The organism is Vibrio sp. TRT 17S01, from assembly GCF_050113695.1.
Lineage (GTDB): Bacteria > Pseudomonadota > Gammaproteobacteria > Enterobacterales > Vibrionaceae > Vibrio.
This window is the reverse complement of sequence record NZ_JBNJOG010000004.1, coordinates 206,316-220,346: the sequence shown is the minus strand read 5'-3', so window position 1 is coordinate 220,346 and position 14,031 is coordinate 206,316. Positions and strand designations below refer to the sequence as shown.

General features: G+C 44.8%; 8 protein-coding genes. 6 read left to right on the top strand and 2 right to left on the bottom strand.

Annotation, left to right across the window (positions count from 1 at the left end):
* Positions 1–208: 208 nt before the first annotated feature.
* Both ACQEXS_RS08680 and ACQEXS_RS08675 read right to left on the bottom strand, forming a co-directional pair.
* Positions 209–2,383, bottom strand: coding sequence for a CHASE3 domain-containing protein (locus ACQEXS_RS08680; protein ID WP_427013534.1), 2,175 nt, complete (start codon positions 2,381–2,383; stop codon positions 209–211).
* Positions 2,384–2,596: 213 nt separating this feature from the next.
* Positions 2,597–4,504: a methyl-accepting chemotaxis protein gene (locus tag ACQEXS_RS08675; protein ID WP_427013533.1), complete on the bottom strand. Its 1,908-nt coding sequence runs from the start codon at positions 4,502–4,504 to the stop codon at positions 2,597–2,599.
* 579 nt (positions 4,505–5,083) lie between these two features.
* On the opposite strand from ACQEXS_RS08675, the gene ACQEXS_RS08670 reads away from it, so the two are divergent.
* The 6 genes from ACQEXS_RS08670 to fusA all read left to right on the top strand — a co-directional run bounded on the left by ACQEXS_RS08670 (position 5,084) and on the right by fusA (position 13,980).
* The gene (locus tag ACQEXS_RS08670; protein WP_427013532.1) at positions 5,084–5,791 is read left to right on the top strand and encodes a response regulator; all 708 of its coding nucleotides are present in this window, start codon (positions 5,084–5,086) and stop codon (positions 5,789–5,791) included.
* On the top strand, positions 5,781–7,211 hold the full coding sequence (locus ACQEXS_RS08665; RefSeq protein ID WP_427013531.1) for an ATP-binding protein: 1,431 nt from the start codon (positions 5,781–5,783) through the stop codon (positions 7,209–7,211). The genes ACQEXS_RS08670 and ACQEXS_RS08665 overlap by 11 nt, the downstream gene beginning before the upstream one ends.
* Before the next feature lies 1 nt (position 7,212).
* Positions 7,213–8,445, top strand: coding sequence for an ABC transporter substrate-binding protein (locus tag ACQEXS_RS08660; RefSeq protein WP_427013530.1), 1,233 nt, complete (start codon positions 7,213–7,215; stop codon positions 8,443–8,445).
* 308 nt (positions 8,446–8,753) lie between these two features.
* Positions 8,754–9,917 carry a substrate-binding protein gene (locus ACQEXS_RS08655; protein WP_427013529.1) on the top strand — a complete coding sequence of 388 codons (1,164 nt, stop codon included), beginning with the start codon at positions 8,754–8,756 and terminating at the stop codon, positions 9,915–9,917.
* Positions 9,910–11,706, top strand: coding sequence for a diguanylate cyclase (locus tag ACQEXS_RS08650; RefSeq protein WP_427013528.1), 1,797 nt, complete (start codon positions 9,910–9,912; stop codon positions 11,704–11,706). The genes ACQEXS_RS08655 and ACQEXS_RS08650 overlap by 8 nt, the downstream gene beginning before the upstream one ends.
* Before the next feature lie 258 nt (positions 11,707–11,964).
* Positions 11,965–13,980 carry an elongation factor G gene (gene fusA / locus ACQEXS_RS08645; protein ID WP_427013527.1) on the top strand — a complete coding sequence of 672 codons (2,016 nt, stop codon included), beginning with the start codon at positions 11,965–11,967 and terminating at the stop codon, positions 13,978–13,980.
* Positions 13,981–14,031 lie beyond the last annotated feature (51 nt).

Below are 14,031 nucleotides of genomic sequence, written 5' to 3'. Positions count from 1 at the left end.
AAATCGATTCAGTGATGAGTAATGAGATTAATGACGAGCTACGCCTACTAACCCTGTAAATCCGAAAGAAAATGTAATATTTGGATAACAGGATTTAGTGATTCATATTGGCGTAAACTCCGAATGAAAGGTTGTGGCGAATTGTAGAAGAATTCGCCAGCAATGTGCAAGAAAAAACCGCCACAACTGTGGCGGTGATTGAAATGTATTAAACTCGGAACTGATTCACCATCGACTTCAGCGCCTCAGCTTTCGACGCTAGCATCTTGGCTGACGATGCCGCCATATTCGCCTGCTCATTGGCATTGCGCGATACTTCGGAGATCACTTCAACATTTTTGGCCACTTCGCTACTGGCCAGCGATTGCTCTTCCGCAGCGGCGGCAATACTGTCGATCATACTGGCGACTTGCTGCGCTCCGCCGACAATTTCATCCAAACTGCTGCCCGCTTGCTGCGCTAAGTCGAGCCCTTCATGGACGTGGTTGGTACCACTTTCCATTCGTTCAACCGCAAGCTGAGTTTCACTTTGAATGGCTTCAATCGATTGCCCAATTTCTTGAGTCGCTGTCGTTGTTCTGTCTGCTAGAGCACGAACTTCATCCGCAACAACCGCAAAACCTCGTCCCGCTTCCCCTGCCCGAGCCGCCTCAATCGCAGCGTTAAGCGCGAGTAAGTTTGTTTGCTCTGCAATGTCGTTGATCACATTGATGATTTCGCCAATTTCAGCACCGCGTTTACCCAGTTCAGTTACGCTACTCGATGATGCTGACACCGCCTCATTAATCGAATTCATTCCCTGAATGGTATTCTGTACTATCTGGCCACCAGAATTTGCCGTCACCCCTGCACTTTGCGCATTCGACGTCGCATCCGCAGATTTCGAAGCCACTTCTTGAATACTGACTGCCATCTGTTCAATGGACGCTGATATTTGTGCGACTTTATCAGACTGCTCCTCAAGATCTTTTGCCATTAAGCTATTAGCTTCGGTAATGGCAACTGAACCTTCAACCACCTCATCTGTGGTCGTGAGTACTTCTTTCATCGCTTGATTGGTTTTGCTGACCGCCTGATTATAACTATCCGCCATCACACCTAATTCATCTTTGGACTCCACTTTAATCGTTGCAGTCAGGTTGCCATTCGCTAATTCCTCAAGGCCTTTAGCTACTTCAGCAACAGGCTCAGTGATCGCTTTTAACACCACCCAAGAAATTACCACGCCCAATGCAATTGCAATGAGTGTACCGACAACAATGGTGCTTGTTGTGGTACTGGCTGCATCTTTCGCTGCGGCTTGACGCTTAACCATCAAGGCATCTTCCATTTCAATGAAATCGGCAATTTGTGCTCGGAATTTGTCAAAGTACACTTTACCTCGCGCCTCACCGACAAGATCCGCCATATCGTTCATGGTTTTGGCGTCGCCTATCTGGGTGCGCAGTGCGATCATGGGCTCCACAATATTCACTTGCCACTCATTGATGGTTCTTTTCATCTCACCTAAGAGCTGTACCTGAGCTGGATTATCACTCACGGTTTTTTTCAATGCCGTAATACTTGATTCAAACGTAATACTGCCCTGATTGTAAGGTTCCAGAAACTCCTCGCGACCTGCTAATAGGTAGCCACGCATACCCGTTTCCATATCTGCCGCCGCTGCCAATACACTCTGCGCCGCTTCAATGACTTTATGGGTGTGATTCACCCAGCCGGTTGCATCCTTTAATTGGCTTAGTGTAGAGGACAGTGCGTTGTAATCTTGGGCAGACATAAAGCTTGCATCATCAATTCTCTTAAGCAGTTGAACACTTCTTTTGAAGTTGTCTTCATTTTGCTGTTGACGCTCTTTTAATAGCTTGGTTTCGCGTTCAATGAATAAGCTAACCTGCTCTCTGAACTTATCGAAGTACACTTTACCCCGAGCTTGTGCAACCAAATCAGAGACATCATCCATGGTTTTCGCATCACCAATGACTCTTCGAAGCTGAATGGTGGGTTCCGTTACATTACTTAGCCAAGCGCTAATGGTTGATTCAATGTCCCCTAATCGATTGACCTGTGTCGGGTTATCACTCACCGTTTGTTTTAGTGCGCTCACCAGAATTTGGAACTCTTGTTGACCATTTTTATAAGGAGTCAGAAAATCTTCTTTCCCAGCTAATAGATAGCCGCGCATCCCCGTTTCCATATCTACCGCAGCGGCTTCAATTTTCATCGCTTGTTGAATCACTTTGTGGGTATGGTCCACCATTCCACTGGATTCCACTTGCGAGCTTGAGCTTGTTATCGCCACAAACGATAAAAAAGACAATAAGACCAATGGAATGCCTGTTCCTAACGCAATTTTAAATCGTAAAGGTAGGTTCTTAAAAATCATGAAGTTGTTCCTCGACTTATTCTTATAGCGGGCAACTCCAGAAAGAGGTGCCAACAAAATCCTTTCTGTAAACAACGTATTTGTGCAAGAAATCACATGTTATCTACTTAGGTATAGACCCAATCGAAAGACAAATCGAGAAACACCCAAAAGTATTAAGGAAAAAGAAAAGGTAGAGAAAGCAGGCTCGGGAAAGAGCCTGCTAAGAAAGGCTTACAGTTTGAAACGAGAGACAATTTGTTCAAGGTTACGGTTAATCATCGCAATGTTCGAAGCTTCATCCTTAACTGATGATGCACTGTCGTTCATTTCTCCCACGATGGTATTAATCGCGGTCAGATTGCGGCTAATTTCTTGAGTGACACTGCTTTGCTCTTCAGATGCAGTCGCCACTTGAGAGCTAAGATCATCAATTTCAACCACACGATCAGTAATTTTCTCAAGGCTTGCTTCAACATTGCCAATATCAGTAGAGGTTTCTAGACAACGTGTTTTGGTCGCTTTGATTGAATTCACTACGGATTGATTACCTGACAGTAGCTCTTTGAGCGCCGCTTCAATTTCTTCAGTGCTATTTTTGGTACGACTGGCAAGGCTACGTACTTCATCCGCAACGACGGCAAATCCGCGTCCTTGCTCACCCGCACGAGCAGCTTCAATCGCTGCATTGAGCGCTAACAAATTGGTTTGCTCAGCAATGTCACTAATCACCGTTAAAATCTGATTGATATTCTGGGTTTCATTGCTCATGTTAGTCACATGTTCAGTGGCTTCTTCCATATCATTAACAAGCGCTGATATGTTGCCTTTCGCTGTCATGACTATTTCTTTGGAGGTGGCCCCAGCGATATTCGCTTCAGCTGTATGATTAGCGGTCGCAACAGCATCTTTCGCAACGGAATCGGCTGTTGCACTCATCTCTTCAACGGCTGTTACCACCTGCTCTGTTTCAGTCGCGTGCTGGGCTAGAATGTCGGCATTATGATTACTCTGTTGATGCAGCTGCTCCACTTTCTCCGATAACTGGATACTTACCGTTTGCACCTCAGTGATGATGCCTTGGATCTGTTCAATAAACAGGTTAAAACCATGAGAGATTTGTCCTAGATCGTCGTGACTACGCACTTCTAACCGCTGCGTTAGATCCCCTTCACCTTGCGATAAGCTCTGCACCGTCTGTTTTAATGCAACGACTGGGCGATAAAGCAGTTGGATCACGACAAAAACAATCAAAGCACTAATGATCGTCGCAATGAGTGTACCCATAATGGCGCTGTTTCGAGCTCCTTTCAAAACGGCAAATTCTAGCTCTTTGTCTAAACCGATTAAGAAGTACCAGCTTTTGTTCTCGATATCGATGCGATAGCTGAAAAACATTTTTTCGCGCTCATCCACAACGGCCTGAGTCACAAACTCTTGTTTTCCAATTGATTGATTCGCAATATTCTTTAGCCATTCATATTGAGTTGCATTGTTGCCCGCTTTTAGATTGGTTTCTGACGAAGCTAAAATTGTTGCATCATCAGTCAGAATCACACCTAAGGCGCCTTCTCGCTCTTTCACTGCTTTAGCAAGTTCATTTAAAAACGACAATTGCATGTCGACAGAGATCATCCCATTGGCCGTTTTCTGAACTAGGCTGATCCAATAGATATCTGAGTCTGTTCCTAAGTAAGGGTCGGTCATCGTCGCGGTATGGCTATTTTGCCCTTGTTGATACCACGAACGAGTTCTTACATCGCGATTAAGCTTGTGATTCGGCCAGTTAGCGGATGTTTGGTTCCAATACGCATCACCATTATCAAACCCGACTACCGAACTATTGAGATTCATGGCCGCAGCAATTGTGTGAGTCAAATTGATATGATCTTCAGCGCTACCTATAATTTCATTTTTCTGAAAAAGTTGGCCTAGCTTTGTTAATCCCTCTGTTTTTTCAAGTAACCGTGTCTGGATAACACTGGCCTGCTTAAATACATACTCTGATCCTGAGTTATTGATGGCTTCAATGAGTGCATCCTTGCGTTGAAGATAGAAATAGTAACTGGTAAGAGACACCGAAAGTGTCACTAACACGGTTACTGCAATCAAAACGTACTGCTTAAATCCAAGATATTTCATTATGTATCGCCTATGTTGGTCACATTAGGTTGGTCAAAACCTCATCCCGATCGCCAGCAAGCAAAAAGTATTAATCTTTATTTATAAATATATTAATTATTGATAAATAATATCAATTAAAGAAAACTAATCAACAAAATGAATGGGGAAATCAGCCAAAAACTAGTACTTAAGTTTACTTTTAGTGATTGTCTATATGAGAAAATCATGTTAGTTAAAGGATATTCTTGGATGTAAGTGTTCACTTACAAAGACGTTACAAAACTCATCAGCAGCTGAGGCCAAAAACCAGTATTGTTAGCAAATCTGAAGTATCCAAGTTGGCTGCACTGCCGAATAACTGCACCTACCCCCTTACTTTGGTGTATTGCCCCGTATCCATGCGGGGCTCTTTTTGGTCAGTGGTTTGCGAGGGATTCAACAAGTTAAATGAAACATTGCAAGTCTCTTCACAGTCATGCGTTTGTAAGTAAACCCTTACAAAAAAGGCACCACTCATACAGCAATTTATATTTCCATCAATTGAGACCAGATCGAACTTGTCGCATCATTAGCGGCGGTATGACTGGGAGGTAATACATGGACGATAAGTTGATTTTAGTCGTGGACGACAACGCTGAGCTTCGCGAAGCACTTTCCGACTATTTAGGTAAGGCCGGTTTTCTCGTTTTAGGGGCTGAGAATGGTGAGGCTATGTGGGCATTGCTTGGCCAACACAAGCCTGATCTGATTATTTTAGATATTATGATGCCCGGCGACGATGGATTTACATTGTGTCAGAAGCTGCGACGTACCTCAGACGTCCCTATTATTATGCTCACCGCCGTTGCTGAAGAAGCAGACCGTGTCGCAGGATTAGAAATGGGAGCCGATGACTACATCACCAAATCTTTCAGCCCCCGAGAGCTACTTGCGCGCATCAAAACCATCTTACGTCGTAGCCAGCTGACTAGCAGCTCAACGTTAGCAAAGAAAGTCAGTTTTGCTGACTGGCAATTGAATACCGTCACACGCCAACTCATTCATTTGCCCACCAATCACATCAAACAACTTAGTGGGGCAGATATCTCTTTGCTGAGCCTCTTTGTCACACATGCCGAATCCATTTTATCCAGAGATGATATTGCTCGTGAAATATGGGGTCGAGATGCGGATCCATTTGAGCGTGGAATCGATGTCCAAATCAGCCGTTTGCGTCATCACTTGGAAGACAAAGATCGCTCCTTAATCCTCACAGTACGTAACAAAGGGTACATGCTGACCACGGACGTCCATTATGAACGTTAGATTCTGGTCCAACTCCCTTGCCACCCGTACCAGCTTGTTTCTTCTTACCGTGATCATTCTTGCGCAGTTGCTTGCCGGGGCAATTTGGTATCAACACACCAGTAATCGCGACAAGCAAGGGCTAGTGACAACAGTGCGAAGCCTTGCGATGAGCGCATCCTCTACCGTCTCTTTCTTCCAGACGTTGCCTGTGGAGTATCGCCATTTAGTACTCAACCAATTGAGGAACATGGGAGGCACCCGCTTCTTTGTCTCCCTAAACAATCACCAAATCGATATGGCTCCACTCCCCGAGAGCGAACGTAAGTCCCTTGTAATAAACGAGGTTCATGACGTCCTTGCAAATGAATTGTCTGAAATTGGCAATATCCATGTTGAGTTTACCCGTCGGGATAAGCTCAGAGTCTTCAATAATGAATTACCTATCGATGAGCTTCCTATGTTGTGGGCTCATTATTCGCTCTCGTATGGTGCACTCAATCCTCCCATTCTTGTCATCCAAGTCGAAGTCGCACCGAATGAATGGTTTTATCTCGCAGCCGTACTTCCAGCTCCTTATATCCAGCTTCATACCCGTTATTTTGATGTTCGAGAGTGGCTGACCTTAGCTTTGTCTGCACTATTGCTCTTAATTTGTACGTGGTTTGTTGTACGCAAAGAGATTCGCCCGATGCGCCGTCTCGCTAAGGCGGCAACCTTGATGTCGAGTCGCTTAAACGTGCCTGAAGTAAAAGAGGAAGGCAGTAACGAGCTGCGTGCCGCCGTTCGAGCTTTCAACAAGATGAATCGTCGTATCGACAGCTACATTCAAGATAGAGATATGTTATTTGGCTCGATCTCTCATGACTTAAAAACCCCTATTGCCTGCCTTAAGCTACGAGCAGAAATGCTGGATGACGATCGTGACAGAGAACGATTTTCACGACTCGCGAATGACTTGGATCTCATGGTCAAAGGGGCGTTGCAGTGTATACGGGAAACGGACATTCATGAAGATGTCGAACCGATTGACATTAACCAAATGCTACACCACATCACTGAGAACTTGCCCTATAAACAAGAACAAGTTGTTATCTACGGCCAAGCAGTACAGCCTTTTATTGGTAAACCTCTTGCCATGAAGCGTTGCCTACAAAACCTTATCGATAATGCCGTCAAATATGGCACTTGCGCCAAAATCAACATTGAAGACGGTGAGAAAGCGTTAATCCTTACCATCACCGATGAAGGGAATGGCTTAACAGCCGACGTACTAGAAAAGCTGTGCGCTCCGTACTTTCGGGCGGATTCAACACAAGAAGGCAATGGACTTGGCTTAACCATCTCTCAAAGCATTGCTAAAGCGCACGGTGGGCATTTACAACTCAGCCTCACTTCAAACGGTGGGCTTAACGCAAGTTTGATATTTCCAAGAGGCTAATATGACAAAAACAATGGCACTGATGACTTCTTTGCTATTTAGCCACACAACAATGGCCCAAGTAGAATTCCTCCATTGGTGGACATCACAAGGTGAACAGCGAGCTCTCAATGAACTAAAACAAGAGTTAGAAAAACACAATATGCCCATTTCGATGTCGCCAGTAACCGGAGGCGGAGGGGACAGCGCACTTACTGTGCTTCAAGCACGCGCATTGGCAGGGAATACTCCCACCTTTGCACAAATCGAGGGACCCAGTATTAAAGCGTGGGATGCCATTGGCATTCTCTACAACTTAAACCCAACCGCAAACGCTCAGCGTTGGGAACAAACCTTGTACCCACTTGCCATTGATATCAATAAGACCATCAATGGTTATGTTGCGCTCCCCATGACATTGCATCGCTTAAACTGGTTGTGGGTTAACAACACCTTGCTCAGCAAACTTCAGCTCACTCCGCCACAAACGTGGGAAGAGATGTTGTCCGCTATGGAAGCCGCTAAAGCTCAAGGAATTATCCCGCTGGCAATTGGCGAACAACCGTGGCAAATCGCCCAGCTTTTTGAAAGCTTGATCATTGCCTATGGTGGTGTTGAGTTTTACAAAACAGCATTGGTGCAGTTAAAACCGGAACAGATTGATTCCCCTCAAATGCGCCGTGCGCTTAAGAAGTTTCGCCGACTCAGTTTATTACTTGAAAAGCTCGAACCTAATCAAAAGTGGGATACCGCCACCCAAGCACTTGCAGAAGACCGTGCGCTGTTTCAATTGGGAGGAGATTGGATTCTCGGAGACTTACTTGCCCGCGGTAAGTCAGTCCCCCAGCAGATCGCTTGTTATCCAGCACCACAATCCCATGACATTTTCCTCTACAATATGGACAGCTTTATCTTCATGTCTGGCAACATGACCTCCCATCAACAAGCGAATAAGCTGGCGACTATTATGGCGAATCGTGATTTTCAGATCCGCTTCAATAAGCTTAAGGGTTCCATTCCACCTCGGCTTGATATTGATATGCGCCATTTCAATGACTGTCAGCAACAATCCTATCAAGACTTCAAACGCGCAGTTCAACAAGGGCGTGCGGCCCCTAGTATGACTGACTCGATGGCGCTTAATCCCGTCGCTCAACAAGCCATGAACTCCGCAATCTTCCGCTTTTATCGAGACAAAAGTGTTACTGCCGATGACATGATTAAACGTATTATTGGTATTGCCGAAAGTAATTAGACCAAATGTTTATATTGAGAGCTCAAAAGAAGTGAACCTTATATGCAACATAGTGTGAATTTACAATGTAAATTCACACTATGTAAAATTAACCACATAAAATATATGCTTTTAATATCATAAAAAGCTAAATATTGACGTATTTTTGACGCCAAACCATATGTCGGCACTATGGTTTTTATAAAAACGCCTGATAAAATTAATAATAATTAAACTATAGACTTGAAAATGTAACATCTTTACTAACCCAAGTTTGTGGACTTTTATTAATAAATAAGTTGATAACATTATTCAGGTAGCGTGTGGTGATGAAAAAGTGGGTACCAAATAGGCCATTATTTGTGGCCTTTATTTGCGTGTTTTTATTTAGCTGCTCGCCAGCGAAAGAGCCGATAAAGGTCGGAGTGGTGTTGCCGTTAACCGGAACATTCGCGGTATATGGACAACAAGCATTAAAAGGCGCTCAGTTAGCGGTGGATCAAATTAACGCTCAAGGTGGTGTGCTTGGTCGACCGTTAAGCCTCATCGTAAAAGATAATCAAACAGATCCAGCCAAAACCGTCGCCTTTAGCCGTGAGCTCGTTCAGGTTGAGAATGTGTTCGCATTGCTTGGGCCAGTGAGCAGTTCATCACGCTATGCAATGTCAGAGATCGCCGATGAGTTTAAAACACCAATGCTTTACGGCATCGACTATGAAGGACGACATTTTAGTCGCTACTTGATCTGCTACAGCACCATCCCTGAACATTACATTACTCCTGTCGTTCCTTATCTAACCGAAAATGTCGGTGATAAATTTTATATCTTTGGTTACGACTATATTTGGCCACATAAAATGTCGGAGCACATTGTTGAAGAGGTTGACCGAAATCATGGTCAGGTAACCAACGTCGAGTTCACTGCATTTGGTGTAGAAAACTACCAGCCCGTCTTCCAACGCATCAAAGACTCGGGCGCCCAAACGCTGATGCTAATTTTGCCTGGCGCAGACGGCTTCCAGTTCCTCTCTCAAATGGCCAATTTTGATTTTGGTCGCAACATCCAAGTGGTCGCATTTGCAGCCGATGAAACCTACTTAAGTAATGTCGACAGTGCGGCATTAAATGGGGTACTGACTGCGCTCCATTTCTTTAATGAACTCGACACCTCTACGGCGCAAAAGTTTGTCGAGGATTATCGCAAGTTCCATGGTTACGAAAGTGTCGTCACTTACTCAAGTAAATCGCATTATGATTTGATGTTCATTCTTAAAAAAGCCATTGAAGCTTCAGGAGAATTCAATAAAGAGACAACCGTTAATCAGTTGCAAAATATAACGCTCTATGACGGTGATGCTAAAGTCAGCCTACGGGTCGATCATCACTTTAATTTGCCGATGTATCTAGGGCAGTTTAATAACGGCGACCTCACTGTTATTAAGAATCTCGGCATCATTACCCCACAAGATCAAAGAAATATAGTGGATGAATAAACTCAGTGTTAAAGTGTTTTTGATATTGTTGCCTTTGGCAATATCCATAGTTTTGTTTAGTTATGCTTATTATCAAGCACGAGAAAAAATCATCATTGATCATGTGTTTCAAAGTAGCCAACTTGCGGCCACATTGGGAGCACACGAGCTTGGTCACTCGATAGAGGGGCGTTTTGACGAGTTTGATCGCCTGAGTCTGGAGCTTAACCGTTGTTTTGAAGGGCAACGCCCAATCGCGGAAATGGCTTCCAGTGCATTGAGTTATGGCAATGGTTTTTCCGCGCTTATCGTGTCTGATCTAAACGGGATAGTCAGTTTTTCGACACTCTCACCAAATAGCAGTAACCGTTACGTGCTGCGGCAGAACATTCTTAACACGCGAGTATTATCCGACTTAACTGTCGATCGACTTTATGATTCTTATGAGCAGTGGTCCAAGCAATACCCTGAAGCCGTGCGCCAAGAGCGTGAAGTGGAAAATGCCATTTATGCGCTAAAGAACCGGGGCGAAGAAAACTCGGCCGCCAATCGTGAGTTAAACAGCCGCTTACTGGTACTGCGGGAACGAAAGCAGTTACCAAAAACAATCGTTGAACTTGCAAGTAGTGACAAAGTCGCCGACCTCGGACTTATTTTCGAAACAGAAACCTACTTTTACTCGCGCCCAATGCTCAATTGTAAAAAAGAGTTGATTGGCTTTTACACCGTGGTGCTGGATAAAACTCAAGTTGAAGACCAACTCTTTGAGATCAAGAAAAACCTATTGGCGAACGACTTCAAAGAGGTTGATGTGGCGCTGGTACTGAATGAAAACATGCAGCTCCTATCCGCCACCAGCTACTTAAAAGAGGAGCAACTTGCTCGTCATAAGATCAACCAAACAAGCCAGCCGCAAATACGCAATGATTTAGGTGGTGTACTGGTCAACATTAATATTCCTGTCTCCTTAAAACGGCACTTAGTCCACTTTAGATACGCACCGAACGCTCCTGACGCACACAAATACGGCGTCAGCATGTTGGTGTTTGTTCCCATGCAGGAATTGGAAAAACAGTGTGATGAACTACTACGAGAAGTGCTGTTGTACCTAATGATCACACTGATCCTGTTTATCATTCTTACCTTGTCGCTATCACGCTATATTGCCGCCCCAATTGCCATATTGCGCCGCCGTGTGGGCGATCTTTCCATGGGGCGAAAAGTGAAAACCGAGTACATGCTACGAGACGATGAAATTGGTGACCTGTTCAATGCATTTTCAAGCATGGCCTCAACCATTAAACACAAAGAGTCACAGCTCGTAGAACTCGTTAGACAAGACCCATTAACGGGCGTATTAAACCGACGAGCCTTATTGTCCATGGCAGATGATATCAGGCGAATGAATATTCCCGCCTGTGTGTGTATGCTCGACCTCGATCACTTCAAAACCATCAATGATACCTATGGGCATCCTGCTGGCGATGCGGTTCTTAAAACATTTTGTACGTTAGTATCAAGTGAAATCCGGGGCAATGATGTATTTGGCCGGATGGGCGGTGAAGAGTTTGCACTAATTTTGCCAGAAACAAGCCTTGAGTATGGCGTTATCATCGCCGAGCGAATCCGTCATCGTGTCGAAAGCCAATTGCTCTATTCTCTTGGGCTAGAGCATGCCGAGCCCGTCACCGTAAGCATCGGCATCACTGAATGGCAGAGTACTGATGTTTCAAAAGCACTTTCAGCTGCTGATCGTTGCCTCTACAAAGCTAAAAATCGTGGACGTAACCTCGTGATCGCCTGCGAATAATCCAACTAATCCCACTCTAAAGCCAGAATCTGCCATCGGATTCTGGCTTATAAGAACTCACCAACATTTTACTTGCTTAAATCATCACCAGTGAAATAAGTCACATAAACAATAAGGATATTACTGCATACTGAAAACTCTCATCCTTGTTTGGGGAGTGTATGTACCGAGTCATCCGCAAAATGACATGGAAGACGGGCAGGCGGTAATCCCGCCTACTCCAAGGTCTTTCGTCTTTCATTTTGTAAGGAACTCACTATGCCCATCAACAAGATCCGTAATATCGCCTTTGTTGGTCAATCTGGTAGTGGCAAGACAACCCTCATCGAAAAGCTCTTGTACACCACTCATACCACCACGCACCTTGGCAGTGTCGACAAAGGAGATACCGTCACCGACTTTGATAACCAATCTATTCATTACCAACACAGTATTGAAGCGACTCCAGTCGCCCTGAGCTGGAAAAAACATCGCCTCAATATTATCGATACCCCCGGACAAGCCGAGTTGCTTGGTCGAACACTCAGTATTTACCCTGCGGTTGAAACATCGGCTTTGGTTATCGATCCTCAAATGCCAATCAATCAAGTATCCGATCGGTTATATGCCTTCGCTAAAGAGCAACAAAAATGCCAGATGATCATCATCAATAAGCTCGACAGCCACGCCAATAAACTTGAAGAAATTTTACAGCACATTGAGCACCACTTTGGCGACAGTTGCCTCCCCATCAACCTACCCTCTGCTGATTGCACCGAAGTGGTGGATTGTTACTTTGAACCAAACGAGCAAGCTTCAACCTGTATTTCCGACGTCACTTCAACGCATGAACGCCTCATTGACCAAGTCGTAGAGTTAGATGAAGACTTAATGGCACTTTACCTTGAGCAAGGTTCTGCTCTCACCCCAGAGCAGTTACACGACCCATTTGAGGAAGCCCTGCGTACTGGGCACGTGATCCCTATCTGTTTTGTTTCAGCACAAACAGGCGCTGGGGTTGAGCTGCTACTTGATGTACTTTCTGAAATTATGCCAATGCCAAACGAGGGCAATCCGCCACTGCTGGAGAAAAATGGGCAAAAAATCAAAGTCAATTGTGAAACCTTGGAGCACAGCGTTGCTCACGTATACAAAGTCAGCGTCGATCCTTACATGGGGAAACTGGCCTATTTACGTGTCTATCAAGGTGAGATTAATACCGGTAGCCAACTATTCATAGGCGACAGCAATAAAGCCTTCAAAGTCGGTCATCTATATCAACTGCAAGGCAAGCAACGAAGTGAAATTTCACGTGCATTGGCGGGAGATTTTTGCGTATTAGCTAAGGTCGATGACCTTGAGTTTGATGCAATTGTGCACGACTCCCATGAGGAAGATGATGTCAGCTTAAAAACACTCAACTTCCCTGAATCCATGTACAGTTTGAGCATTAAACCCGTCAAACGTGGCGACGAACAAAAATTAGGAGAAGTACTAAACCGTATTGCCAGTGAAGACCCTTCACTGAAAGTCGAGCATCGTAAACGAACCAACGAAACCGTCCTCAGTGGACAAGGCGAATTTCATCTCAAGGTAGCCTTGGAAAAAATGGCTGATGTCTACAAGCTCCAGCTAGAAACCAGCCAGCCAAGCGTGGAATACTTTGAAACCATCACCAAGCCAGCCGAAGGCCATTACCGCCATAAAAAGCAAAGTGGTGGTGCCGGCCAATTTGGCGAAGTGAAACTGAGTGTACGACCACTGGAAAGAGGCAGCGGCTTCAAGTTCATTAATAAGGTTGTGGGTGGTGCCATCCCAACTTCTTTAATTCCTGCGGTCGAAAAAGGCATCCTGCAAGCAGTTGAAGAAGGCGCGATATCCGGCAACCCAATCAAAGATGTTGAAGTCACGGTGTTTGACGGCAAATACCATTCCGTTGATTCGAAAGAGATCGCATTCGTTATTGCTGGGAAAAAAGCATTTTTGGAAGCCGTTGAACAAGCCGCCCCTATTGTTTTAGAGCCCATTGTTCAAATGGAACTGACAATTCCGACCAACAGTGTTGGTGATGTTTCTGGCGATCTCTCTGCCAACCGAGGTTTAATCGAGAGCACCGAACCACAAGCAAATAACTTTACCTTAATGCAGGCCAAATCGCCTATCAATGAACTGCAAGATTATGCACGACGCCTTCGTTCACTCACCGGCGGACAAGGCATATTCAATATGACATTAAGTCATTACGAACCTGCCCCTCCAGGAATACAAAAAAAAGTATGCTCTGAACTGGGATAAATAGGCAAATCGGGGCAGAATAGGATCCTGCCCCATTTAACATCACAAGGA

Coding starts and splice junctions, on each gene's coding strand:
- ACQEXS_RS08680 (WP_427013534.1), bottom strand. CDS start 2,383: ATGATTTTTAAGAACCTACCTTTACGATTTAAAATTGCGTTAGGAACA.
- ACQEXS_RS08675 (WP_427013533.1), bottom strand. CDS start 4,504: ATGAAATATCTTGGATTTAAGCAGTACGTTTTGATTGCAGTAACCGTG.
- ACQEXS_RS08670 (WP_427013532.1), top strand. CDS start 5,084: ATGGACGATAAGTTGATTTTAGTCGTGGACGACAACGCTGAGCTTCGC.
- ACQEXS_RS08665 (WP_427013531.1), top strand. CDS start 5,781: ATGAACGTTAGATTCTGGTCCAACTCCCTTGCCACCCGTACCAGCTTG.
- ACQEXS_RS08660 (WP_427013530.1), top strand. CDS start 7,213: ATGACAAAAACAATGGCACTGATGACTTCTTTGCTATTTAGCCACACA.
- ACQEXS_RS08655 (WP_427013529.1), top strand. CDS start 8,754: ATGAAAAAGTGGGTACCAAATAGGCCATTATTTGTGGCCTTTATTTGC.
- ACQEXS_RS08650 (WP_427013528.1), top strand. CDS start 9,910: ATGAATAAACTCAGTGTTAAAGTGTTTTTGATATTGTTGCCTTTGGCA.
- fusA (WP_427013527.1), top strand. CDS start 11,965: ATGCCCATCAACAAGATCCGTAATATCGCCTTTGTTGGTCAATCTGGT.